This window comes from Lysinibacillus sp. NPDC096382, from assembly GCF_044762845.1.
Lineage (GTDB): Bacteria > Bacillota > Bacilli > Bacillales_A > Planococcaceae > Lysinibacillus.
Genome location: NZ_JBIWFC010000003.1, coordinates 126,134 through 152,422, shown reverse-complemented (window position 1 = coordinate 152,422; position 26,289 = coordinate 126,134). Strand labels below are relative to the sequence as shown.

Below are 26,289 nucleotides of genomic sequence, written 5' to 3'. Positions count from 1 at the left end.
ATGTAAAAAGTAAAATGCCAGAAGATCAATATTATTGGTCTTCTGGCGTTTTTTCTTGATCAGTACTCGTTCTTAACTGAAATTCAGGCGTTCTTTCAAGCTGTTCAATAAATTTTTTAGTCTTAAAACGAATTCCTGTTTGTTCTTCGTAAATGGTTGTAATTATTTTTTTAATAAAATATTTGGTTTCCTTTTTTAATTCTAATTTCCCAATTTGGTCAATCGGTACAGTATAGAACATTCGGATAAGCTTAAGCTGAGTCGGTGTTAATCGAATGATATAAGGATCATGATGATAACAACGATGACACAAAAAACCTCCCTGCACAAAAGAAAATGCAAATTCACCGTCTACTGCTCCACAAGTAGCACAAGCATGTAATATAGGCTGCACACCTGTATAGGGTAGCATTTTCCATTCAACGAACAATGTAATGGCCTCCGGGTCGTAACCTTCCTCAATTGCTTGTAATGCTTGAAGGAGCACATCAAATGCAAGTGGCTCTGGTTTCCCCTCTTCTACTACACGTTCGACAAGTTCCATTATATAACTTGCATAGGCCGTTGCCATTATATCCTCACGAATATGACGCATTGAATTTAGATGCTCTCCTTGTTGCAATGTCCCCATACCGGTATGATGCTGTACCATAAACATGCCATACGTAAATGGCTGTGTCACAGATGCTAACCTACTGGAAGGCTTCTTCGCTCCTCGAGCCATTGTTGCAACCTTTCCTGCTTCTCTTGTTAGTAATGTTACAATTTTATTTGATTCTCCATAGGCACGCACCTTTAGGACAATTCCTTCCCATTTATGAAGCATCGATCCTCCTCCTTTCTACAAGCTTCGCAATCAATTATGCCTCGGCATAATTGCGTCCGGAGACTTTAGGACAACAAATGTTTTTTGTGCGCTAGCGCAGTGCTAACGTAGCGACAGCAACACGATGTTGGTCACTCAATCATGTGTTGCACAGTCGTTTCGCTTTCGCGCAGATAAATTGCCACAAGATGTGGCGTCCTTAACCAGAGTTCCTCTATTTCAGCGGTGTCCAAATACCTGTAGCTGACACTTTGCTTTCGCTACAAAAAACTTGCTGAAAGAAGTGAAAATAGAGCTCTCCAATAATTATTGGACAGCTCCATTTAAAACTACAGCGACAAACAGGAATGTTGGTAAGTTGCTTTGGAACTTAACAGCTTTTCCTATTAATATTCATCATCACGGAAACCGAAGTCACGTAAATGTGTTGATTTATTTCGCCAATCCTTTTGTACCTTTACCCAAAGCTCTAAATATACTTTTGAACCAAGAAGCATTTCAATATCTTTTCTTGCACGTATACCTACTTCTTTTAATAGCGCTCCACGTTTACCAATGACAATCCCTTTTTGAGAATCCCTTTCCACGATAATTGTTGCTGCTACACGAATTTTATCTTCATTTTCTTCATCACGGCGAATTTTATCAATAACAACAGCAATGGAGTGGGGTATTTCTTCACGCGTTAAATGTAACACTTTTTCACGAATTAACTCTGAAATAATAAAACGCTCAGGATGATCTGTTACTTGATCTGCTGGGTAATATTGTGGGCCTTCTGGTAAATACTTCGCTAATGTTGCTAATAAATTTTCAACATTATTCCCTTGTAATGCAGAAATCGGAACTATTTCAGCAAAGTCATAACGCTCTTTGTAACTTTCAATAATCCCCATTAATTCATCAGGATGAATTTGATCGATTTTATTAATTACTAGGAAGACAGGCGTTGGATTACCCGCCAACATTTCAAGGATAAATTCGTCACCCTTCCCAAGTTTCTGCTCTGCATTTACCATGAACATAATAACATCCACTTCACGCAAAGTATTTTTAGAAACCTTTAACATAAAATCCCCTAGCTTATGTTTTGGCTTGTGAATTCCTGGTGTATCTATAAAAATCATTTGGCTATCATTTGTTGTTAGTACACCTTGTACTTTATTTCGTGTTGTTTGTGGTTTATCACTCATAATCGCAATTTTTTGACCTATAACACGGTTTAAAAATGTTGATTTCCCTACATTTGGTCGACCGATTATGGAGATAAAACCTGACTTATAGCCCTTGTTATTTTCCAGCATTCTCTAAATCCTCCGTTGTGAATGCAAACGGTAGTAATTCGCCTACAGACGTTACCGTGACATCACCTTTTAAGTTTGTTAAATATACAGGCATAGATGGTTTGCAAAATTCCATCATCACTTGACGACAAGCCCCGCATGGCGCACATGGCCCATCTGTATCAGCTACAATAGCGATCGCCTCAAAATCATAAATACCTTCTGACACAGCTTTGAAAAAGGCTGTACGTTCAGCACAATTGGTCATACTATAGCCAGCATTTTCAATATTGCAACCATGAATAACCTCTCCATTTTTCGTTAAAATCGCCGCGCCAACTTTAAATTTTGAATAAGGTACATAAGCCTTTTCACGCGCTTTTTTTGATTCTTCTAGTAATGCATGCATATCAATTGTCATTATGTTCACCTCTACAAATCAATTTCGCCTTGGCGTAATTGAATAAATCATATTTCTTCAGCACAACTGTTACTACTTCATGACCGATTAATAATTTTTTGTAATATCAAAACCATTTCGGTATAAATATGAGTAATCCGATTATAGCACTGAATATCGCAAATACAAGTACTGCGCCTGCTGCAAGATCTTTAGCCTGCTTAGCAAGCGGATGGATGTTAGGTGAAGCTAAATCCACTACTCGTTCAATTGCAGTATTAATCATTTCAAGTACTAACATTAGTGCTATTAATAGCAACACTATATACCATTCTATATGTGATAAATCCGTAAAATAGCCAGCAATCAAAACTATTCCTGCACTTAGCAAGTGGGACTTGAAATTTTGCTCGGTACAGGCTGTAATGATACCTTTATAGGCATACCCAAAAGAGCGTACGAATTTGCGAACATTCATTTATTCTCGTCCTAAGCCGAAAGATTGTAAAATCTCATCCTGCTTACCGAACATTACCTTTTCATCTTCTGGCACCATATGATCATAGCCAAGTAGATGTAAGAAACCGTGAACCGCTAAAAAGCCTAATTCTCGCTCAAACGTATGCCCATATTCTTCTGCTTGTTCTTTTGTACGATCTGTTGAAATTATAATATCTCCTAACACACGGGGCATCCCTTCAAATGTTACTTCTATTTCTCCCTCACCTAACTCCTCCAAGGCAAAAGAAATAACATCTGTCGGTTGATCCTTGTCACGATATTCTCGGTTGATTTCTTGAATCGCATCATTTGTAACAAACGTTACTGACACTTCTGTTTCCGGCTCAATATTCTCTATTTTCGCAGCATGCTGCAAAAGCTTTTCAACAAGCTCCATATGCTCAGCAGCCACTTCATTTGTTTCATCTGTAAAATCAATTGTTAAAATCATAGATCCTCCTACTTATCTGCCTTTGGATATTCAATTCGTGAGTGGAAAATTCCATTCAACGTTTCACAAAGTACTCGCTCTATACATTTTAACTCTTTTATTGAAATATCGCATTCATCAAATTGATTGTCTTGTACTCGATCATCAATAATTGCGCGTACCAACTTTTGAATTTTCTCTGCATTCGGTTCCTTCATCGATCGAACTGCAGCCTCAACGCTATCTGCAACGCTAATCACTGCCGCTTCCTTCGTTTGTGGCTTCGGACCTGGATATCTGTACTTTGTATCATCAGCTAAACATTTTCCTTCTTCCTTCGCTTTAAAGTAGAAGAACTTTAACAGACTAGATCCGTGATGCTGCAAGGCAATATCGATAATTTCCTGTGGCATCTTATAACGTTTTAGCATTTGAGCTCCGTCAGTTGTATGTGCGATTATAATTTCCGCGCTTTTTTCTGGGGGCAATGAATCATGTGGGTTAATACCAGACATTTGATTCTCGATGAAAAAGGCAGGACGCTTCGTTTTGCCAATATCATGATAATAGCATCCTACACGAGCCAGTAATCCATCTGCTCCAATTTCCTCACATGCTGCCTCCGCTAAGTTCGCCACCATTACACTATGATGATATGTTCCTGGAGCCTCCATTAGTAATTTTTTTAGCAACGGATGGTTTGGGTTCGATAATTCAATTAAACGCAACGACGACAATAAACTAAATGCTGATTCAAAGAATGGTAAAAGACCCATTGTAAGAGCACCTGATAATAGAGCTGATATCAATGCCGCTATAAAGTAATACAATAACTCTGACAAACCGTAAGTAGATTGTGTCATTAGTAAATAAAATGCGATAAACGACATATTTACTAGCCCTATAACACCTACAGCATGTAGAATATGCGAACGCTTTTCCATACTACCCAAAAAGAATAAGCTCGCAAAGCCTCCAAAAATGATATACAGTGTAATTTCCATCTGCATAACAGATGAATAGCCCTCTTGAAAAATAACACCCGCAGACGCCGCTGTCATAACCGTAATAAGTACTGCAGCACGATCATTCACTAATAGCCGTACAAGCATTGTTGCCAAAGCTGTTGGGAAAAGGAAGGCAACCGTAACATCGAAGCCACCAGAAACTAGGCTTATAAATTTCATCAGTAAGATGGATAAACCATAAACAATTACTGTCACCAACAAGGCATTACGTTTCTTGTGCTCATCTGTATCCCAACGTTCAAATAAAACAAACATGAACGTCATTTCCAAAAGTATTAATATAATCAGCCCTGCAATCGGTTTCAACGATGCCTTATTACTCACCATACCTAGAAGTTCTAATTGACGAAATGCCTCATTATCAATAATTTGACCTTCCTGTACGATGATTTGCCCTTGAAGAATTCGAGTTGGTTCAACCGATTCCTTCGCTTGATCCTTTCGAATTTTCGTTTGTTCTTCGTTTACCGTCTCGTTTTCGATAATACTCGTCCGTCCAATTAAAACTACCGTATTAAATATTTTATCTGGATAGCCACGTTGTCCACGAATTTTTGTCTCAAAATCATTTTGACCCGCAAATACATTTTCTGATCGAATAGATTTTTGCAAATATTCCTGCACAGATTTTGAAAGTTGCGTACTTGTTCTTTTTAAATCTGCTTCACTTTGTACTAACAATCCTTCTAGCTGTGAATCAGTAAAGATAATTGGCATTTGCTCTGAATCTATGGATTCAAACTTTTTGCGGAGCTTCGTCACTTGGTCGTCAATCGGAATAGGTTCTTTGCTACTCTCAACATCCGCCTTTACGTCGAGAACATAGTCAAATAAAGACGTTACAATCGCAGCTCGCTGCTTAGCAACATCCGCAGAAAATTGATAGACTGGCGCAACCGCATTCGCTGCTTTTTCTCGTTCCTGTTGTGTTTTATAAGTATCTTCTATCGTTTTAGTAGATCGTACTGTTTCAGGCGCTAGTTGTAATGGTTTAAAATCATATGTAACACCTTTAACATTGCCATACATAAAAGCAAATTGTAGGGCTCCTGTTAAGATGAGAACGACAATTAAAAAGTAGCGGAAGCCAATAAGTTCTGTAAATTTTTTTAATTGTTTCTCCATCCGGCACCTCCTCTATCTATCTACTATCATACCAATTCAAAAAACATTTTTCCCGAAAAATGTATAAGAAAGCAAAAAAACAGCTATACAATTTGTATAGCTGTCACAAATTTTTCCATTTTCCAAGTATTTTCATGCTTGTTAAATTTTAAATCAGTCGCTTTCGGTGCAGACTTTCTAAAACTCAGTTGCACCTGTCGTTCCGTTTCACTTCACTTTCGGTGCAGACTTTAATAGGACCGCTAGCGGTCCTATTAAAGTTGCTGTTCTTCGTAGGCTTTGATGATTTTTGCTACGATTGGGTGGCGTACAACATCGCCTTGTTCTAAAATTTGGAAATGTATGGATTTTACATACTTTAGCGTACGTTCTGCTACGATTAACCCAGATTCCGTGTTTTTCGGGAGGTCAATTTGTGTTTTATCGCCGGTAATGACCATTTTTGAGCCAAAGCCTAGTCGCGTTAAAAACATCTTCATTTGCTGATGTGTTGTATTTTGAGCTTCATCTAAAATAACAAAGGCATCGTCTAAAGTACGGCCGCGCATATATGCTAAAGGTGCAATTTCGATTGTACCTCGTTCAATAAGTCTTTGCGTTTGTTCTGTCCCGTAAATATCGTTTAAAGCGTCATAAAGAGGTCGTAAATAAGGATCTACCTTTTCCTTCAAATCCCCCGGAAGAAAGCCTAGAGACTCTCCTGCTTCTACTGCAGGGCGTGTTAAAATAATACGCTTAACGTGCCCATTTTTTAGCGCCTGCGTTGCCATGACTACCGCTAAATACGTTTTCCCAGTACCAGCTGGACCGATACCAAAAACAACGTCTTTATGACGGATTGCTTGTATGTATTCACGTTGACCGATTGTTTTTGCACGAATAGGCTTTCCTTTCGTCGTGCGTGCAATTTCTTCATCATAAAGTTCTGCAAAATATTCAATCGTTCCTTTTTGTGTCATTTCAATAGCAGTTGCAACATCACGCTGATCAATATTAATTCCTTTACGAATGACCTTTAGAAGAGCATGTAAAAGGAATGTCGCTTGTTCCTTTGCATCCTCTTCACCAGCAAGCTGAATTTGTTCACCACGTGTAATAATGTGGACTTGTAGTGCCTCTTCGATTAACTTCATATTTGCATCGGAAATTCCGAGTAGCATAACCGCTTCGTTTGGATTATCCACTTGTAATACAGTTAAATGTTCTGACATAATCATTCTCCTTGTGGGCCTTGTATTGGACTGGCAATGTTTTCATTGACTAAAAATAGAACTTTCCCTTCAACTGTACCATTCCCCCACTTTACCTGTAAAAGGTTTTCTTTTTTGATAACCGTTTTCGCAGGTAATGAACGTATTACCTTTTCATGAAGTAATGGTAAGAGCAGTGAATCTATTTTGGATTCATCAAGCTCCACTTGCACTTTTTTAGTGTACTGCTCTTCAACAATTGACACATACTGATCGAGCCAGCTTGGTATATCTTTCTTTTGCACATAGTCAACTTTTTCTTTTTCTTGATGAATGCCTTTCACTAATACACGCCACTGCTTCTGTTGTAGCGTTTCCATCGTTAGCTTTGTCGGAATTTTAAAAGAACATTCGAGCCAATAATCAGCGTAGACCTCTCCCTTTGCCCCAACAAAAACTTGATCTTCGCCACTTTCAATTACGCCACTTACAAGAACATCACCTTCGTAAGCAGTATCGTTAACTGCAATTTTCCGTTCACCATTTTGAATATTAAAATTAGTAATAACACCACTTTTTGTTGCCACTAAATGCGTCGCTAGTTTCTCATTCGTTTGTTTAGTTTGTTTCGGGGATTCCTGAGGCCGTAAAGTTACACGTCCACCATGCTTTTCAATATGCACCCACGAAAGATCTCGATGCCCTTCTAATAGCTTCTGACGAATGACAGCATCTGAGGGTAAGTCTTTTTTAGAAATGGGTGTTTCTAGCTGAAATGTATCTTGAAAAGTCTTTCCTAGACGTTCCTCTAACTCAGGCGTTGCCGCTTTAATATCAATACGCCAAATAACCTGTGCACATAGCAATGGTATTAACATCATCAACGTTAGACCAAGTAAAGTCCAAAGCTGCGCTCGAAAAACTTGAAGCTCATCTGCATAATAAATAGCCACTTTAAGTCGGTATCGACTACGTACACGGCGTATCTTTGGTAGATAATGCATCGTTGTTTCAAAAGTAACCTCTTGCTCACGAAAGACAATCCGCTTTAATGGCACATGTTGCGCATGCAATGCTTGAATAAAAGGATGAACATTTTCATGGCGCTTTATACGTATGATAATCGGCCGATTATTCCACATTATCGCTCACACCCATATCCTTTGTCATTTTCAGATGAAGCTCCTGCAAATCCTCTACAGAAAGATGAAGCATTTCTTCTTTAAGAGCATTAATTTCCACTGATTTCCCACGCACAGTAATATGATAGTCTGCATAAATAAAAGAGCATGATGAAGCATCAGCATGTAGAAAACGATATGGGCCAATGATTTTTAATGTATCATATTGTAATAATTCAAGTAGTGGCGTTAATTGAAATAGTTTTCTCATAAAAAATGCCTCCTTCTTCGGCAATATATGCATCGAAAAAGGAGGACATGCTAGTTATTTTCTTTTTGCTTTTGGAGGACCTAAAACTTCTGCCATTACAACAGCCTGCATTAATGATTTTTTTGATTTTGGTAATTGAAAAGCAGATTGCGATTCAGCTACTCCCGCAGCTTTTTTCCCAGCTGCTAAACGACCGATACTTTCTCGATTTGAAGTACGACTCACTTTGTCAGTTGGGATTAACGGTGGAGCTGCATAGCTTGGAATGTCCTTATTCACTGTTTCTTCGACAATTTTTTTCGGCTCTTCCACTTTAGGCTGTTCATTTTTCCATTCACCTAAAAATTCACGTGCAAAATCCTCAAAGCTCTGTGATTTAGAAGCAGGTCGTTGCTCTGGTGTCATCTCTGCTTTAACAGGTGGATCAACATGTGAATCCTTATTAAAAGGAGGCATTGGTGTTTGTTCTTTCTTTTTTGCTTTACCGAAAATAGAGCTGACTATGGCAATGATCACAAATATAATTAATTGTTCCACTTATTAGTACTGCTCCTTTCCGTTTTTTATTCGTTAGGTTCATTTTTGTCTGATTTATCTGAGCTTACTTTAGAAATGGAGTCTCTCATAGCTGTATCTGCTTGAATGTTACGGTAGTTCATATAATCCATAATACCAAGATTACCCGAACGTAAAGCTTCGGCCATTGCCTGCGGTACTTCAGCTTCTGCTTCTACTACTTTTGCCTTCATCTCTTGTACGCGTGCAATCATTTCTTGCTCGTTCGCTACAGCCATTGCACGACGTTCTTCAGCTTTCGCTTGGGCGATGTTTTTATCAGCCTGAGCTTGTTCAATTTGTAATTCAGCACCAATGTTTTTGCCGATATCAACGTCTGCAATATCGATCGATAAGATTTCAAATGCTGTTCCAGAATCTAAGCCTTTTGCTAATACAGTTTGAGAAATCATATCAGGATTTTCAAGAACTGTCGTATGACTAGAGGCGCTACCAATTGTAGAAACAATCCCCTCACCTACACGGGCAATAACCGTTTCTTCACCAGCACCACCGACTAAACGTTCAATGTTTGCGCGCACTGTAATACGTGCCTTCGCTTTTACTTCGATCCCGTTCATCGCAACACCCGCAATAAATGGTGTTTCAATGACTTTCGGGTTAACAGACATTTGTACAGCTTCTAATACATCACGCCCCGCTAAATCAATTGCCGCACAACGTTCAAATGTTAACTCGATATTTGCACGATGGGCTGCGATTAACGCATTTACTACACGGTCAACATTACCACCTGCTAAATAGTGACTTTCTAATTGATTAATCGTCACAGGTAAACCTGCTTTATGTGCTTTAATTAATGGGTTTACAATTCGTGATGGAATTACACGACGTAATCGCATACCGATTAATGTGAAAATACTAACGCGGACACCTGCAGCAAGTGCAGAAATCCACAGCGCCACTGGTACAAAGGTAAAGAATACCGCGAGAACAATGAATAATAAGACTAGCCCCGCAATTGGACCTATTAAAGCAAAATCAATACCCATTTGTTATTCCTCCATCTCTTTTTCTGTTTGTCTCACAACAATACGTGAGCCCTCTACTTTAATAACTTCTACATGTTTCTCAACATCAACATAGCCACCTTCCGATACTACGTCAATGCGTTCACTTCCAAATAACATTGTACCCGCCGGACGAAGTGGTGTAATCACTTTACCCACTTTTCCAAGCAGCTCTGTGCGATTCACGTTAGAGACATAGCCCTCTTCCGTTGTTGTCGCATCCATCAAGACTAGCTTGTTTAAAACATGCAATTTTTTACCAAAAAATTTCATCAGGATCACCATTCCTATTATCGCTACAACAAGCGCAATGAAAATCGCTATAATCATTTGCATCATGTTTGCACCTGCCAGTATTAGACTTAGTAATATTAGCGCACCACCTAAAATACCAACAATACCTCCGGGGACAAAAAACTCGGCTATAATAAGCGCTAAGCCTACAATAAACAAAAGTAATGTCTCATAACCTGCCAAACCCGCCACCATATGACCGAAGAAAAATAATCCAAGTGCTGACAATCCCATTATACCTGGAACACCAAAACCTGGCGAATAAAGCTCAACTACAAGTCCCAAGCTTGCAATCGACAATAAAATCGGAACTATAATCGGATTCGTAATAAAACGAGCAAGTTTTTCAGCAAACGTAGGTTCAACTGGAACGATATCACTCCCATTTAATTGCGCTTCTTTTAAAAGTTCCTGGAAATTCGAAACAGTTCCATTTGAATATCCAACTTCTTTTGCCTCAGAAGCCGATAAAGTTAATAAATTCCCTTCTCCCGCTCGAAATTTTGGTAAATCAACAGATACATCAGCCATTGCTCGTGCATATTTTGATTCGCGACCTTTCGATTCTGCAGCTGCCTCCATTTGAGCAACCCATGCACTATGAGCCTTTAAGTCTGCTGCGTTCCCTGCTGAATCAATTACTGCAGCCGCCCCGATCGTTCCATTTGGCACCATATAGATTTCATCCGCATGTAAGGCTAAAAAAGCACCTGCAGAATGCGCGTCTTTGTTAATATACGCAATCTTACGTATATCCGTTGCATCCATTAGCATAGCAATATCACCTGCTGCATTCACGAAACCGCCAGGCGTATGAATATCTAAAATAATCGCCTCTGCATAGTTTTCTTCCGCCTCTTTAAAAGCTCGTTCTAAAAATGCGTGAAGTCCTCGTTCTACTTCATTATGAATAGGTATGTGGTAGACCTTACTACTTGCAAAAGCCGACGTTAATGGAAACGCTAACAAAAATGTCATCCAAGTAACTATTAAATAACTGAGGATTCTTCGTCTCCGCATCTTTTTCCCTCCCTTCTAACATGCTTCTCTTCTGTATATACGACTGACTAACCGAAAAGTTTCAAAAATCCTAATAATTTTATTATACCGTGAATTATTAATTTACGTTTATACAATCAGAATATAACATAAAAGCCGAATGAATCTCAGGGATCACATTCGGCTTCTTCAATATGTACGTAAATTTGAGTGCTTAAAGTAAAATACCTGAAATTAACCGACATGCGATTAATTTCAGGTATATCTTTTTCTGCTCAGTGAATCATACAATTGCGTGTTATGAACGTAGGGATTTTTAATGGGAAATTAAATTACCACTTACGTTTACGTGCAGCTTCTGATTTCTTTTTACGTTTTACGCTAGGTTTTTCGTAGAACTCGCGCTTTCTAACTTCTTGAATTGTACCACTTTTTGATACAGTACGTTTGAAGCGGCGAAGAGCATCTTCAAGCGATTCGTTTTTGCGAACGACAGTTTTTGACATCTCTCTTTCCCTCCCTCCGAACACACGTCAATACACAAATAGGCAAATAACCATTTGCTGTGTACTAAAGAATTATAACGTATTGTCTAAAAATGGTCAATAGAAAGTGTACGAATTAATCCGATGAATTTTTGGTTTTATTACCTTAAGAATTTTCAGCTTGCTTTTGGACACCATAAACATACAAAGTGATCAATTATATCTCGTCATAATTGCGTCCGGAATTAGCTTTGAGCTTAGACCTGCAGATGTGCGCGAAAGCGTAACGGCAAATGTTTTGTGTAGCGAAAGCAAAGCGACAGCTGCAAATGTTTTTTGTAGCGAAAGCAAAGCGACAGCTACAGATGTTTTTGCGTGAAAGCAATGTGCTAACCCAGCGGTAGCAACTTGTAGATAAATTGCCACAGGGCGTGGCGTTCTATTTCAGCGGATGTTTGGACACCTGCTGAAAGAAGTTAAATGAAAGGTTTAATGAGGAGATAAACATGAAAACATTTAAAAATAAATTAAATCCTCCAAAAATACTTGTGCTAGGCTTCGCCGTCATCATTTCAATCGGAACATTTTTGTTAATGCTCCCCGTTGCAACGGTCGATAGTAAAGGTCTTTCATTTTTAGATGCTTTATTTACTGCGACCTCTGCTACCTGTGTAACAGGACTCGTTGTTGTAGATACCGGTGATACATTTTCGATATTTGGGGAATTAGTTATTCTGTTTCTTATCCAAATTGGCGGATTGGGCTTTATGACGTTCGCGACGTTATTATTTTTGCTATTGGGGAAAAAAATTTCTTTAAAAGAAAGGCTTTTGTTAAAGGAAGCATTTAATAATATTTCAATTGCTGGTCTAGTTAAATTAGTTAAAAGGATACTGTTATTTACCGCACTGATTGAATTTATAGGTGGTATCATTTTATCTATTCGTTTTTCGTTCGATATGCCAGTAGGTAAGGCCATTTATTTCGGATTTTTCCATGCCATATCGAATTTTAATAATGCAGGATTTGATTTAATGGGTGGGTTTAAGAGCTTAACAGAGTACGTAGACGATCCATTCGTAGTAATAACTATTTGTGCACTTATTACGATTGGAGGCTTAGGGTTTATTGTTATAAATGAACTATATGAATACCGTGAAACGAAACGACTTTCAGTGCACACAAAAATTGTATTAACGACAACGCTTATTTTAACAGTCGGCTCGACACTTTTAATTTTCTTATTTGAATACGGAAATAGTAAAACCCTTGGGCAACTATCTGGATGGGGCAAAATTCTTGGTTCATTATACCAAGCGGTTACACCAAGAACAGCTGGCTCTAATACCCTTCCTATTAGTGATTTAACACATTCAACATTATTTTTAATCATTTGGCTAATGTTCATCGGAGGCGGTTCTGGATCAACGGCTGGTGGTATTAAAATAACGACTTTTGCTGTTTTAGTTGCTACGATGTGGTCTCAATTAAAAGGGCAAGAAGATGTTGTGCTTTTTAGACGTAGGATCGTTCATGAAACAATTTTAAAAGCTTTAACAGTCACAATGTGTGGGATGATGATTGTCGTACTTGTTACCATTGTCTTAAGTATCATTGAACAACGTCATAGTTTTATGATGTATTTATTTGAGGCTACTTCTGCATTTGGAACAGCTGGACTTTCAATGGGGCTAACGCCCGAGCTATCAATTGGTGGCCGTCTTCTTATCATATTAACGATGTTTATCGGAAGATTAGGCCCTTTAACAATTGCTTTTGCCATTACAAATCGACGGAAAAAAGAGGCTTTCCATCATCCAAAAGGAAATATTATGATTGGATAACGATGATAAAGGAGCGATGTGTACAATGTCTATCAAACAATATGCTGTAATAGGTCTTGGTAGGTTTGGAGTTAGCGTAGCACGCAAGTTGTATGAAGCTGGGCACGAAGTTTTAGGAATCGATATTAACGAGGAAAGAGTTGAAGATGCCGAACAATATGTTACACATGCAGTAGTTGCCGATACGACAGAAGAAAAAGCTCTTAACTCCATTGGGATAAGAAATTTCGATTGTGTCATTGTTGCTATAGGTATTGATATGCAATCAAGTATTTTAACTGTTTCCTTATTAAAAGAGCTAGGTATCAAAAAAATAATTGCAAAGGCTCTTGGAAAAAGACATGGACAAGTTTTAGATAAGGTAGGTGCTGAATGGGTTATTTACCCTGAGAGAGATATGGGGGAACGTGTAGCCAATCAGCTACTTTCACCGAATATGCTAAATTACATTGAATTGTCAAAAGAATACAGTATAGAGGAAATTATGATTCCTTCTAAAATGGCTGGCCATAATTTACGGAATTTAGACATTCGAGCTAAATATAATGTCAGTGTTATCGCCATAATTCGAGACGGTAATATTACCATTTTACCCTCTCCAGATGAAATTATTAAGGAAAAAGATATATTAGTTATGATTGGGCATAGAAAGGATCTCACTGTATTTTCAAATATTGAATAGAAAAAAGCATAAATTAAAAGAGGCTGCGTCAAAAGGTGATTTCCCCCTGAAACAGCCTGCTATATTTTATCAATTATGCTTTTGCATAATTGCCGCTGTCGCTTCGCTTTCGCGCAGTAAACATTTGCCGCTGTCGCTTTGCTTTCGCGCAGTAAACATTTGCCGCTGTCACCTAGATAAACAATGCGTCTAGAGTGGACATTGTGCTTAGCCTTGCACGATTTTTTCCACAGGACGTGGCATTCTTATACTGAGTTCTCCTATGTCAGCAGCGGTTTGAACTTCCGCTGAAAACACTTGTACCTATCGATTTGCTGTCGTTTACAGAAAATAATGGATGGAGGCAATTAAAAGACTTTCTTGCTATCCCTATCGTCTTTTAAAATCTCTACCGCCTCTCTGAAACGTAGAGAATGGACGATTTCTCGTTCGCGTAAAAATTTCAAGCTATCATTCAAGTCTGTGTCATCTGATAAATCAATAATCCACTGATATGTCGCACGTGCCTTTTCTTCAGCTGCAATATCCTCGTACAAATCAGCAATCGGATCCCCTTTAGCCTGAATATAAGTTGCCGTAAACGGTGATCCAGCTGCATTCTGATAAAATAATGCTCTGTCATGATTGGCATAATGTTCTCCAAGACCTGCCTCTTTCAGCATCTCTGGAGTGGCATCCTTCGTAAGTTTATAAACCATCGTGGCAATCATTTCTAAGTGAGAAAATTCCTCTGTAGCTATATCTGTCAATAAACCAACCACTTTATCAGGAATAGTATAGCGCTGATTCATATATCGAAGTGCCGCTGCTAATTCTCCATCCGCACCACCATACTGCTCAATTAAATACTTAGCTAGCATTGGGTTACATGTACTCACCCTTACTGGATACTGGAGCTTCTTTTCGTAATACCACAAAAAAATTCCTCCTAGTTACTCATAATCAATTATACCTAGGCATAAATTGCATTCGGAACGTAACCAAAACATTTGTAGCTGCCGCTTCGCTTTCGCTACCAAAATGCTGATAAAGTTAAACTTGCCATGGCCAAGGTGTATCTACCCAATTAAAAGGATAATTTGAATAACTTCTCCCAAAATTCATAAGCGGACCAAATTTTTGCTCAAATTCAACCTTAAGTCGCATGCTTATTTCAGTGTTTTCATTAAATTGCTGGATAGCATCATAATCGTGAGGATGAGTATCTAAATAAAGATTTAATTCCACTATTACAAAATCAATTGCTTGTATTTCTTCAAGTAGCTTATAAAATTCTGGTGGCATCTCTTTACTCATTCTTCATCCCTCCTTTTTGGGGATTTGGATAGGGGCTAAATAATTGAGGCCATAATGTGCCGGATCTAAGGGCTTCTTGAGGGGTTTGATATTGTGGTAGCCCAGGCGGTTGAAAACTCATATACAATTGGGGTGGTGTAGCAAAACTTTTAACCCTTATAGGTGGACATGGATCGAATGGGCTAATAAAAGGCTTCCAATATTTATATTGAGTGAACATTGTATCCTCCCTTCTGTAATCAATTTACATCAGTGGAGTATATGAGGTAGATGAATTTTTTATTCAAAGTAGAGTTTTGATCTGGAGGAAGTCACATCACAAAACAAAATTGGTAATCACTCGCGTACAAAGAACACAAAAGTAGCTCGCATTTCGAAAAACGCGAGCTGTTTTTTGTACCTATTATGCATTTTTATATAGTTATACCAAGAAAATATCCTATAGAAATAAAAATAATGACCCATGTCAAAGCTCCAAAACAAGCGAAAGCAAGATAAGTCCTAAAGTTCATCTGAGTTATTCCAGACATGTAACTTGTAACATGTCTAATACCTGGAACATAATATCCGATAATTATTGTCCATGGTCCAAAACGATGAAACCATCGTTCAACTTTAATGAACCGTTTATTATTGAGACCAATCCATTTCCCATATTTTAATAGTATAGGTTTCCCTAATTTATTACCAATTAAATAGCTAATGATCATACCAGTAGATGAGCCTAGAAAACTTAAAAGTATACTCAATAGATAGTTTAAATGCCCCTCTTGACACATAAATCCCACAAACGTCATCAAGATTTCATCTGGGACAGGTAAGCCAATTATCCCTAAAGATAAAAGTAAAAATATAGCAATATATCCATATTGACTTATAAAACTGCTTATGAATTCCACAGATAGTTTCTCCTTTTTTAATACAATTCGTTACTTTTATCAAATATCTATATTACCCCATTTTTGCTTATTAAAACACCGGGATGATTAATCAATAATACCTTGGCATAATAGCAGATGTTTGTACACCCGCTGAAAAGTAACTTAATTCCACATTATCTCATCACCTATAGAAGTGGGAGACTTTTGCAGCTGATGCTTCGCTTTCGCTGCCAAAACATTTGTTGAAAGAAGTTAAAAATTTGAGAGGCAACTCAGACGAAAATATAGTAGTTAACAAATGATTGACCCGTTCATTTTACGATACTTTATGTTACTAAGTTATGTAAGAAGTCGGTTTGTACCTATACAATGTTCTTATAAAGAAAAAATTTATCAGTCCAATTACAATATTTTTTTATCTATAAAAACTTTATTGTAAAACCTAAAATTTATCATATTCCTCCCTATACATTTTTGCAATTACTCTCAATAATACATCATCTACTATAAGTTAAAAAGAGGGGGATATGGATGAAATAATGACAATAGATCGATTGATTAAATATTTGTTATAAATTGTTGAAGGATTTTAATCGTGGGGGTTAATGGGGTTTTTAAATTCTAAATGTATAGGGGGCTAGTCCATAACGAACAGCCCCATAACTTACCAATAAGTATTTTTCATTACTATTAATAATTAGAATCTGCAATTAATCCGTTCATAATAGCAACACCAGAGCTTGCTCCGATACGAGTTGCTCCAGCCTCAATCATCTTTTTCATATCCTCTAAGCTTCTGACACCGCCAGAGGCTTTTACACCTAAATCTGGGCCTACTGTTTTACGCATTAATGCAATATCTTCTGCTGTTGCGCCTCCAGTAGAAAAACCAGTTGATGTTTTCACATAATCAGCACCTGCTGCCACAGCTAACTCACATGCTATTACTTTTTCTTCGTCAGTTAAAAGGCAAGATTCAATAATTACTTTAACAAGTGCATTGCCTTTCGCCGCTTCAACAACTGCAGCAATATCCGCTTGCACAAGATCATAGTTTTTATCCTTTAACGCACCGATATTGATAACCATGTCTACCTCTTTAGCACCGTTAGCAATCGCATCTTTCGCCTCGAATGCTTTAACAGCTGACGTGTTAGCACCTAAAGGGAAGCCAATTACAGTGCAAACTAAGACCTCTGAGCCTTGTAAAAGCTCGCTGCTATAATTTACCCAAGTTGGATTTACACAAACAGAAGCAAAGTTAAATTGTTTTGCCTCCGCACATAATTTTTCGATTTGCTCTTTTGTTGCTTCAGCCTTTAATAATGTGTGATCAATCATACGCGCAAAATTTTGTTCCATTTTTATAAACTCTCCTCTACCAACAAGTTGTACGTACCTCTTTGGCATCATAACATTTTTTAACGTTTCCGTCTAATTTCTTTTATAGTAAGGGATTTCTATAAGATAAATACGCCATCTCTTTAATCAAAAAAGTAAAACACCGTCCAAAGTTCGAACGGTGTTTCTCTTCATAGTTACACTATTTTTATTTTACAGTTTCTAAAACACGAACAAATTGTCCTTTAGAATGTGGATATCCAGCTTGAATAATTTTCACCTTTACAAGCTGACCGATTAGGCTTTCAGGACCTTCAAAGACTACTTTTAAGTAATTATCTGTGTAGCCCGTTAAAAGCCCTTCTTCATTACTTCCATCATGCACGAATTCTTCAGGAATTACTTCTAGTACTCGATCTTCAAAGCGAGAAGCATATTCCTTTGCTAATTGGTCATTTAATGCGATTAATCGGTGAACACGTTCGTTTTTAATATCCTCGTCAATTTGATCCTCCATACGCGCTGCTGGTGTACCTGTACGTGGAGAAAACGGGAATACGTGTAATTCAGAAAACTTATGATCACGTATAAAGTTATATGTTTCCATGAACTCTTCCTCAGTTTCTCCTGGGAAACCTACGATTACGTCAGAAGTGACAGCTAAGTCTGGTAAAGCTTCATGTAGTTTAGTTAAGCGTTCACCGAAAAACTCCATTGTATACTTACGACGCATACGTTTTAAAACTGTATTAGAGCCAGATTGGATTGGAATGTGTAAGTGATTAACTACGATTTTTGATTCGCGTAAAACTTCAATCACTTCATCTGTTAATTGACTTGCCTCAATCGAAGAGATTCGAAGACGTTTTAAGCCTTTCACATTTGCCTCTAAATCACGTAATAGCTGAGCTAAATTGTAATCTTTTAAGTCTTGTCCATAGCCACCTGTATGAATACCAGTTAGAACAATTTCAAGATACCCTGCATCCACTAATTGTTGAGCTTGGTTCAATACTTCTTGAGGATCTCGAGAACGCATTAACCCACGTGCCCATGGAATAATACAAAACGTACAGAAGTTATTACAGCCTTCTTGGATTTTTAAAGATGCACGTGTACGGTCTGTAAATGCTGGCACATCTAATTCCTCATAAACACGATTTTTCATAATGTTGCGTACAGCATTAATTGGTTGGCGTTCAGTAAGATATTGGTCTATGTAGCCAATTAATTTTGTACGATCCTGTGTACCTACAACAATGTCAACACCAGGAATCGCCATAATTTCAGCTGGAGATGTTTGAGCGTAACATCCTGTTACACAAATGACAGCGTCTGGGTTTTGACGAATAGCACGACGGATAACTTGACGTGATTTTTTATCCCCTGTATTTGTGACTGTACATGTATTAATGACATAAACGTCTGCTTGACGATCAAACTCCGTACGTTCATAGCCTTCTTCTTTAAATAGCTGCCAAATCGCTTCTGTTTCATAATGATTCACTTTACAACCTAGAGTATGGAAACTCACGATTTTCGGTCGCTCGTTACTCATAATATATATCATCCTTTCAAGAGTACACTACAATAAATAAAATTATTAACGTGTCTTATAATAGCACAAATAAATATAATGAGCCTAGCTTTTTGGCTAAGCTTATTTTTTTGAATAAAAAAACAGGCACTATAGTATTGAGTACCTGCTTGTTCATAGGCTGTTCCACTAAAACCAAAATCCTTCTTGCCCCATTTTATTTTAAGGCCCTGCTATTCCCCACATCATTTAACAACCCTCTAGCTCCTCAATACACCCATGTAAGAAATCAATTCCTTTGGTTATATAATTATAAAAAGGCAGTTGAAAATTAGATGCAACCTAACATTCAACTGCCTACTCAAATATTGGATTTTTATTAGTGCCCATTAAATATTACATAGTTGTTGTTTTTCCAAATACATTTTTTAAAGAGAACTACCTTTATTTGTTCTGCTCCTCTAAAAACTAGAGATTATCATAGACTAGTAGGAGGAGTAAGTCCGAAAAGATCAGGAGTTATTACATTAGTGCCAGCTCCAAGGCGGACTTGTTGAACTTGCAGAACTTTTACAGTAAGCTCCAGCACAATTTTTTCACGCAATGTGCTGAAAGTACATTCTGGTGCTGCCATAATTGGTGAGAAATCAAGTTCAAAGAAGTTTGCAGCTACTAACTCGCCAAATGGTTGTTCATTATATTTCACCAGGTTTTGGAAGAAAGCCTTATCCAATCGAGCATCCATTTGCGTTTTTTCATTAAGGAAGTTCGCTTCGGCAAACTCGGAAATTCCTAAGATCGGAGTAGGGCCTCCAGGTGTTTGTGGGAAAGTAAGGTCTGTAAAACCAGAAAACTGAACATCGGCAATTCTATCACGAAGTGCCCCATTACATGCAGATGAAGCATATTCTATATTTTTGCGAATATGTCCTGCTACAAATAATTTAGCTCTTGTTACCGCAAAAAAGTCAGTGTTGTCAATACGCGCAAAGCTAACCGGTACTAATTTAACTTGATTTAAGAATACATTTTTTTTCACTCTTTTGATTTCAGTTGCTGCAGGAGTGAGCGAAATATCCGACTCCACAACGATTTGAACTGTTGGTTCAGCAAGTACAACTGGAACTTTAATAGTTGGAGCCGTAACCGGTGTAGCGATTACTGGAGTAATAGCACTAGTTAATGGTATTTGTTCAGTTGATGCCACTGGACAAGGTTCGGCTTTACTAACGTGATTAACTTGATTATCTAATTGATCACTCAAAATGTTCCCTCTTTTCATTTTTTTTATGAGAGTACTCATATCGCTAGAATATGTAGGGATTTAATCCATATATGGACATTTACACTAGTTTTTTTAAAAAGAGTTTTTTGAGCAGAGATATATGCTTAAGTATCCTTTAGATCTTAGGCACTCGAATTTTTTGTGCTTGTAGCAAATGAATGATTATTTCTAATACTATGTTTTGACACATTTGATTTGAATGAATTAATGAATCATTTTGTGCAGGTACTGCTTTCCCAATGCGGGATGCTGTATATTCAATACTCTGATGAATATAACCTTCAATAAATAAATTCCCCCTCAATGCTGAACATGTCCCATTACCTAATGATTGAGAAAATTGATTAGGAACGAATCTACAATTGGTTAATACTACCTCATTCAAGATATCTTTAACCCCCTCAATTCCTTTTTCAAATAGGATCTTCTCTTCAAGGCATATTTCTATTTTATATTCCCCTACTACAACTGGCGCTCTAATGTGCATAAAGTCACCGGAACTGTAAGTGTGATAATCGATTTCTCCTTTTTTAGTTGATGGTGTGTTATGTAAGGGAACAACAACTGATTTAGACGGATTACTCTCCTGATTATTTTTATCATAAGTATCAGTTTTCATTAAAAATGTAATTTGATTAATTTTTGAGTGAACCAAACGACAATCAGGTTGTTCAGGATAATTCGTTGTAGTACTAAATAGTTTGGTTTCAAATTGCGGAGTAAGATGATTGTTTGGATCAAGAAAATCAAATGTATTTTTAACAGCCTCCCCACAGATAGGAGCATGAAGAAAATCATCAATTTCTACGTGAGTAGAGAATGGGCTTTTTTTGGTTTTAGAATATACTTCCCCTTGTACTGACCCAGGAAATGCATGAACACGATCTGTAAAATTGTTATTCTCCATCTCTTCTGAATCAATATTTTTCTTCCCAGCATCGGATTCAGAAGGACTACAAGTTTCACGTTTGAAGTCTATTCGGTTTGTAAAATCCTGTTCTTCTACAGGCTTGGTTTCTTCTGCATCGTCTGAATCAAGGGAATCATTCATTTTATCCCCTACATTCGTTTCAGAAGGATTAGGTAGTTCACAATCGAAATCTAGAGGAGATGCAAAATCCTGTTCTTCCAAAGGTTTGGTTTCTTCTGCGTCTTCTATATTAAGAGGATCATTCATTTTATCCTCTATATTAGTTTCAGGAGGAATGACGGAATCTAAACAAGCTACAAAATTCTGCTCTTCCATGGGCTTGGTCTCATCTGTATCTTCTGAATCAAGGGGATCATTCATTTCACCCCCTACATTCGTTTCAAAAGGAATAGATAGTTCATAGTTGGAATCTAGTTGGGCTACAAAATCCCGTTCTTCCACAGGCATGGTTTCATCTGCTTCTTCTGTATCAAGAGGATTATTCATTTCACCCCCTACATTCGTTTCAAAAGGAATAAGTTTTTCACGATTGAAATCTAGAGGAGATACATCATTCTGTTCTTCCACGGGCTTGGTTTCTTCTACATCGTCTGTATCAAGAGGATTATCCATTTCATCCCCTACATTCGTTTCAAAAGGAGTGAGTAGTTCACAATTGGAATCTACATGTGATGCAAGGCTGAATTCACTTTCTTTTTCCACATCAAGGAAATCATTTATAAAATCGGAATAAGGAGAATTCTGTTGCGATGCTTGATCCATTTCGATGGGTTCAATTTGACAATTATATTTTTGTTCGGAACTTATCTCTTTCATCACTTTATAGTTAATCCATGGAGTTTGCATTCGTTCACTCCCAAATAATGTTTATTGTGAAACATTTGATCCATAAAATCCTACGATAAGAGAAACATGTTCAAAATCGTTTTCTTCAGGGAAAAACTCACGAATAACCCGTTTTCATTTACTTACGTTGCCATGATGAATAGGGATTGGTAAAACTGCCCTTTTCATTTCTTTTAATGTTTGATAACAGCTAAACACTTTTTCTTCTATTTTTGCTCGAATATATTTATAGATGTGTAAAGCTTTTAATGAATGTCCCTTTTTTAAAAATATTGTCAAACGATTATGAGCTACTTTTATTTTGATCTAGGTATTGCACTAATTACAATCCATTTTATGCTTTATTTTTACTTTTGTCACAGAGTACTTTTCCAAATTTCAGGTAGCAATTAAGATACCCATGTGTTTGAGAGACGATCGCACCCAAAATTTTATCTATCCACTATTTTGTTTTCAACTCAATTATTTGATAGATCCTTTAATACAAAAAGCAGTTGAAAGTTCGATTTAACCGAACTTTCAACTGCCAACAAAAATTTTAGATTTTTTCAGTGCCTACGAAATGCCCTTTCTTATCTATTATGCTCCTCTAAAAACCTAGATTAACAACAAGGATTAGAAGGAGGAGTCGGAGGAGTCGGAGGAGTCGGACTAACTGGAGGAGTAAGCCCTGTAAGAACAGGAGTTATAACATTAGTGCCAACTCCAAGGCGAATTTGTTGAACTTGCAGTACTTTTACAGTAAGCTCTAGCACGATTTTTTCACGTAATGTGTCGAAAGTGCCTTCTGGTGCTGCCATAACCGGTGAAAAGTCAAGTTCAAAGAAGTTTGCAGCTACTAACTCGCCAAATGGTTGTTCATTGTATTTAACTAGATTTTGGAAGAATGCTTTATCCAATCGAGCATCCATTTGCGTAGTTTCATTAAGGAAGTTCGCTTCGGCAAACTCGGAAATTCCTAAAATCGGAGTAGGGCCTCCAAGTGTTTGTGGGAAAGTAAGGTCTGTAAAACCTGAAAACGGAACATCGGCAATTCTATCTTGGAGTGCCGCGTTACATGCTGCTGTAGCATATTCTATATTTTTGCGAATATGTCCTGCTACAAATAATTTAGCTCTTGTTACCGCAAAAAAGTCAGTAGTGCCAATACGTGCAAAAGCAACAGGTACTAGTTTCACTTGATTCAGGAATACATTTTTTTTCACTCTTTTGATTTCAGTTGCTGCAGGTGTAAGCGTAATATCCGACTCTACAACAATTTGAAGTGTTGGTTCTGCAAGTACAACCGGAACTTTAATAGTTGGCGTCACTAACGGTGTAGCAACTACTGGAGTAACCTCAGTAGTTAATGGTATTTGTTCTGTTGATGTTACTGGACAAGGTTCGACTTGATTAACTTGAATATCTAATTGATCACTCAAAAAAATTCCCTCTTTTCATTTTTTAGTATTAGGAGCGCTCTATAGTAGAATATGAAGAACTTAAAACTATACATGGACTTGTATACTAGTTTATTTACTTATAATAAAAATGGGATTTTTGAGTTGAGTCTTACTTGTGTTTTAAAGCTTTTCTTTAAACTCGGTCCTCACAGTTAAATCGTTGAATTATTCACTTACTTTTTCCCATAATACGAAAAATGCCGAATCCAACCCAACTAACTAAACTACTATTGAAACGGTAATTGGTATTTTACCTACTTCATGTAAACAAATACTAAATCATTCAGGAAAGGAAATAGTATATAGTCCTGTAGCAATTAAGGTTGCAGAATAGATCATAGAAGCAATTACAAAAATAAATAATTAAGATATAAAACAATAAAAAACGGGCTTCTCCCCAAAATGGGTATGTTTGTCGCGACGAAACTAAACTATACAAAAAGGTGAATGCCCTATGTTTTGAAAAATATAATTTATGAAATAAACACAAATAGAAATAATTAAGAGATGCTTCATTATTTCTTAAAGCTTTCTTTAAAAAATAACTAACTACCAATAAAACAACAACGACTTTGAAAAATAATTATTTCTTACAAGTTCCTAAATAAAAACTAAAATGAATGTCAATGATAATAGGGAAATATTTAAATGAGGATTTTACTAAAAAATTAAACCTATTCTAACGAGTCTGTTTTGGACTACAATGTAAAAGAGCCGATTCAAATTTTTCTGAATCGGCTCTTTTTGTTAGGATTATTAATAAAAAACAGTCATTGATTGTGGTCTTTTCCTATTCCTTCAAACCTTGCAATGACTGCACTTACACGTCATTATATTGCCGTTTACCCATGCACAGCCATTGTTTGAAAAGGCTCTTTTGACAAGGTTAAATGCCTATTTCATTCAAATTCATAAGATATTGCAGACAGTGCATATAGTGGCGCTGTTTCTGCACGTAAAATTCGGGGTCCTAATGACATCGTTTGGGCACCGGCTTGAAGCAGTGCATCTGCTTCTTTTCTAGCAATGCCACCTTCTGGACCAAAGATAATAAGAACGGATTTCGACTTCTTGTCATACACTTTTTTTAACTTCTCCGCAAATCTTGTGCGTTGTTGTGCTTTTGCATCCTCTTCATCTGCTATAAATACGGCGTCGAAATGGCCAACTTGTTCTAGTAGCTGTTTAAAAGAGATTGGTTCATAAATTTCTGGGATATGTGTACGATGGGATTGCTCAGCTGCTTCTTTTGCAATTTTTTGTAGCCGCTCTTGCTTTTTGGCACCTTTCTTTTTATCCCATTTAACGATGGAACGCTCTGCTTCAAATGGCATTAGGGCAAACATTCCAAGCTCCGTTGCCTTTTGCGTAATAAGTTCTAGTTTATCGCCCTTTGGCAAACCACATGCCACTGTTACATGAACAGGTAACTCTGGAGAAGGAATAATTTCACCTGTAGTTTGAACGTGTACCTCATCGGCTTCGAAGGATACAATTTCACATATATGAGCGGTATTTTGTGCAACTACAACGATTTTGTCGCCTTCTTTCATACGCATTACTCGTTCAATATGTCGCGCATCCTCCCCACTAATACGTGCTTCCTCAATGGTCGTCTCAATAAAATAGCGTTGCATGTTACCATACTCCTTTATAGCAAGAAGAGAAAACGCCAAATCGCCAGCACTCGGCTCACGATTTGGCGCTTCCTCAATCAATTTATTGTGGTCGACGGGCAATGATCGCTACCCAATCTTCCATTAGTAATACTTCTTCGATTACAAACCCTGAAGCTTCTAGTGCTGCTTTTACATCATCACGTTTCGCGCCAATGATGCCTGAAGTGACATATAATCCACCCGGTTTAACAACTGAAAATGCATCGTCAGTAAAGGACATAATAATTTCTGCTAAAATATTAGCCACAACGACATCAGCTGGTTCCTTAACTGTATCCAATAGATTTCCATGGAATACAGATACTTTATCATCTACTTTGTTTAATGCAACATTTTCTTGTGCTGAACGAACAGCTACTTCGTCTAAATCAAGTGCATGTACGCTCTTAGCTCCTAGTAAAGCTGCACCAATTGATAGAACGCCTGAACCCGTACCGATATCGATAACTGTATCGCCCTCTTTTACAACCTTCTCAAGCCCTTGTAAGCACATAACAGTTGTAGGGTGTGTTCCTGTACCAAAGGCCATACCAGGATCTAATTCAATCATTAATTCATCTGTTGATACTGGTACATATTCTTCCCATGTTGGTACAATTGTAAAGCGTTCAGAAATTTTTACAGGATGATAATATTGCTTCCATGCTGTTGCCCAATCTTCCTCGTTAACTTCCACAATCGATACAACATTTTCACCAATATCGATGTTGAAGTTCGTTAAATTTGTTATAGCCGCCTTAATTTCTTCGACTGTTTCATTTAAAAAACTAGACTCCGATAAGTACGCCTTAACAATAACACCATCTCTCGGAAAATCCGCTTCATTTAGCGCATAAATTTCACCATACTGATCCTCTCGTGGCTTCGCAAATTCTGCAGAATCCTCAATAACTACACCACTTGCCCCTGCTTCATGCAAAATATTCGAAATTGCTTCTACCGCTTCATTTTTTGTATGAATGGATAATTCTGACCACTTCACGTAG

General features: G+C 37.4%; 27 protein-coding genes. 2 read left to right on the top strand and 25 right to left on the bottom strand.

Going from position 1 to position 26,289, the window contains the following annotated elements; translation table 11 throughout:
* Positions 1-31: 31 nt before the first annotated feature.
* The 13 genes from recO to rpsU all read right to left on the bottom strand — a co-directional run bounded on the left by recO (position 32) and on the right by rpsU (position 11,560).
* Positions 32-826 carry a DNA repair protein RecO gene (recO, locus tag ACIQZA_RS07035; protein ID WP_400936420.1) on the bottom strand — a complete coding sequence of 265 codons (795 nt, stop codon included), beginning with the start codon at positions 824-826 and terminating at the stop codon, positions 32-34.
* A 386-nt stretch (positions 827-1,212) separates the two neighbouring features.
* Positions 1,213-2,130 carry a GTPase Era gene (gene era / locus ACIQZA_RS07030; RefSeq protein WP_402880923.1) on the bottom strand — a complete coding sequence of 306 codons (918 nt, stop codon included), beginning with the start codon at positions 2,128-2,130 and terminating at the stop codon, positions 1,213-1,215.
* Positions 2,117-2,530 (bottom strand): cytidine deaminase, encoded by a 414-nt coding sequence (locus ACIQZA_RS07025; protein ID WP_142509859.1) that lies wholly within the window; start codon positions 2,528-2,530, stop codon positions 2,117-2,119. The genes era and ACIQZA_RS07025 overlap by 14 nt, the downstream gene beginning before the upstream one ends.
* A gap of 106 nt (positions 2,531-2,636) precedes the next feature.
* Positions 2,637-2,987 carry a diacylglycerol kinase family protein gene (locus ACIQZA_RS07020; RefSeq protein ID WP_400936424.1) on the bottom strand — a complete coding sequence of 117 codons (351 nt, stop codon included), beginning with the start codon at positions 2,985-2,987 and terminating at the stop codon, positions 2,637-2,639.
* On the bottom strand, positions 2,988-3,461 hold the full coding sequence (ybeY, locus tag ACIQZA_RS07015; RefSeq protein WP_142509861.1) for an rRNA maturation RNase YbeY: 474 nt from the start codon (positions 3,459-3,461) through the stop codon (positions 2,988-2,990).
* An 8-nt stretch (positions 3,462-3,469) separates the two neighbouring features.
* Positions 3,470-5,593: an HD family phosphohydrolase gene (locus tag ACIQZA_RS07010; RefSeq protein WP_400936426.1), complete on the bottom strand. Its 2,124-nt coding sequence runs from the start codon at positions 5,591-5,593 to the stop codon at positions 3,470-3,472.
* A 254-nt stretch (positions 5,594-5,847) separates the two neighbouring features.
* Entirely contained in the window at positions 5,848-6,804 is a 957-nt protein-coding gene (locus ACIQZA_RS07005) for a PhoH family protein (protein WP_142509863.1), read from the bottom strand.
* 2 nt (positions 6,805-6,806) lie between these two features.
* A complete protein-coding gene (locus ACIQZA_RS07000; RefSeq protein ID WP_142509864.1) occupies positions 6,807-7,925 on the bottom strand; it encodes a sporulation protein YqfD in 1,119 nt (372 codons plus the stop codon).
* On the bottom strand, positions 7,915-8,175 hold the full coding sequence (locus tag ACIQZA_RS06995; protein ID WP_049663771.1) for a hypothetical protein: 261 nt from the start codon (positions 8,173-8,175) through the stop codon (positions 7,915-7,917). The genes ACIQZA_RS07000 and ACIQZA_RS06995 overlap by 11 nt, the downstream gene beginning before the upstream one ends.
* A 54-nt stretch (positions 8,176-8,229) precedes the next feature.
* Positions 8,230-8,712: a hypothetical protein gene (locus ACIQZA_RS06990; protein WP_402880926.1), complete on the bottom strand. Its 483-nt coding sequence runs from the start codon at positions 8,710-8,712 to the stop codon at positions 8,230-8,232.
* Positions 8,713-8,738: 26 nt separating this feature from the next.
* Entirely contained in the window at positions 8,739-9,743 is a 1,005-nt protein-coding gene (gene floA, locus ACIQZA_RS06985) for a flotillin-like protein FloA (RefSeq protein ID WP_402880928.1), read from the bottom strand.
* 3 nt (positions 9,744-9,746) lie between these two features.
* Complete coding sequence (locus ACIQZA_RS06980) at positions 9,747-11,075, bottom strand: NfeD family protein (protein WP_400936431.1); 1,329 nt, start codon at positions 11,073-11,075, stop codon at positions 9,747-9,749.
* A 311-nt stretch (positions 11,076-11,386) separates the two neighbouring features.
* Entirely contained in the window at positions 11,387-11,560 is a 174-nt protein-coding gene (gene rpsU, locus ACIQZA_RS06975) for a 30S ribosomal protein S21 (RefSeq protein WP_004227078.1), read from the bottom strand.
* Between the two features lie 485 nt (positions 11,561-12,045).
* Between rpsU and ACIQZA_RS06970 the strand changes: the two genes are divergently transcribed.
* Together ACIQZA_RS06970 and ACIQZA_RS06965 are read left to right on the top strand one after the other, a co-directional pair.
* On the top strand, positions 12,046-13,383 hold the full coding sequence (locus ACIQZA_RS06970; RefSeq protein ID WP_402880931.1) for a TrkH family potassium uptake protein: 1,338 nt from the start codon (positions 12,046-12,048) through the stop codon (positions 13,381-13,383).
* Positions 13,384-13,408: 25 nt separating this feature from the next.
* Entirely contained in the window at positions 13,409-14,065 is a 657-nt protein-coding gene (locus tag ACIQZA_RS06965) for a potassium channel family protein (protein ID WP_402880934.1), read from the top strand.
* A 347-nt stretch (positions 14,066-14,412) separates the two neighbouring features.
* Here ACIQZA_RS06965 and ACIQZA_RS06960 read toward each other — a convergent pair whose 3' ends face one another.
* The 12 genes from ACIQZA_RS06960 to prmA form a co-directional block, all read right to left on the bottom strand.
* A complete protein-coding gene (locus tag ACIQZA_RS06960; protein WP_053484665.1) occupies positions 14,413-14,982 on the bottom strand; it encodes a manganese catalase family protein in 570 nt (189 codons plus the stop codon).
* A gap of 115 nt (positions 14,983-15,097) precedes the next feature.
* Complete coding sequence (locus ACIQZA_RS06955) at positions 15,098-15,361, bottom strand: spore coat protein CotJB (RefSeq protein ID WP_134018446.1); 264 nt, start codon at positions 15,359-15,361, stop codon at positions 15,098-15,100.
* Positions 15,354-15,581, bottom strand: a complete 228-nt coding sequence (locus ACIQZA_RS06950; RefSeq protein WP_142509871.1) for a spore coat associated protein CotJA — start codon at positions 15,579-15,581, stop codon at positions 15,354-15,356. Before ACIQZA_RS06950 ends, ACIQZA_RS06955 begins: the two co-directional genes overlap by 8 nt.
* Before the next feature lie 193 nt (positions 15,582-15,774).
* Positions 15,775-16,260, bottom strand: coding sequence for a DedA family protein (locus ACIQZA_RS06945; protein ID WP_400936437.1), 486 nt, complete (start codon positions 16,258-16,260; stop codon positions 15,775-15,777).
* Between the two features lie 672 nt (positions 16,261-16,932).
* The gene (gene deoC, locus ACIQZA_RS06940; RefSeq protein ID WP_400936439.1) at positions 16,933-17,604 is read right to left on the bottom strand and encodes a deoxyribose-phosphate aldolase; all 672 of its coding nucleotides are present in this window, start codon (positions 17,602-17,604) and stop codon (positions 16,933-16,935) included.
* 187 nt (positions 17,605-17,791) lie between these two features.
* On the bottom strand, positions 17,792-19,141 hold the full coding sequence (mtaB, locus tag ACIQZA_RS06935) for a tRNA (N(6)-L-threonylcarbamoyladenosine(37)-C(2))-methylthiotransferase MtaB (protein ID WP_400936441.1): 1,350 nt from the start codon (positions 19,139-19,141) through the stop codon (positions 17,792-17,794).
* Positions 19,142-19,598: 457 nt separating this feature from the next.
* On the bottom strand, positions 19,599-20,384 hold the full coding sequence (locus ACIQZA_RS06930) for a CsxC family protein (RefSeq protein WP_400936443.1): 786 nt from the start codon (positions 20,382-20,384) through the stop codon (positions 19,599-19,601).
* Between the two features lie 136 nt (positions 20,385-20,520).
* Complete coding sequence (locus ACIQZA_RS06925) at positions 20,521-22,182, bottom strand: BC_2427 family protein (protein ID WP_402880940.1); 1,662 nt, start codon at positions 22,180-22,182, stop codon at positions 20,521-20,523.
* Between the two features lie 114 nt (positions 22,183-22,296).
* Complete coding sequence (locus tag ACIQZA_RS06920; RefSeq protein ID WP_400936447.1) at positions 22,297-22,461, bottom strand: hypothetical protein; 165 nt, start codon at positions 22,459-22,461, stop codon at positions 22,297-22,299.
* Between the two features lie 323 nt (positions 22,462-22,784).
* Entirely contained in the window at positions 22,785-23,603 is an 819-nt protein-coding gene (locus ACIQZA_RS06915) for a CsxC family protein (RefSeq protein WP_400936449.1), read from the bottom strand.
* Between the two features lie 920 nt (positions 23,604-24,523).
* Entirely contained in the window at positions 24,524-25,261 is a 738-nt protein-coding gene (locus tag ACIQZA_RS06910) for a 16S rRNA (uracil(1498)-N(3))-methyltransferase (RefSeq protein WP_402880943.1), read from the bottom strand.
* 82 nt (positions 25,262-25,343) lie between these two features.
* A complete protein-coding gene (gene prmA / locus ACIQZA_RS06905; RefSeq protein WP_400936453.1) occupies positions 25,344-26,285 on the bottom strand; it encodes a 50S ribosomal protein L11 methyltransferase in 942 nt (313 codons plus the stop codon).
* Positions 26,286-26,289: the final 4 nt, after the last annotated feature.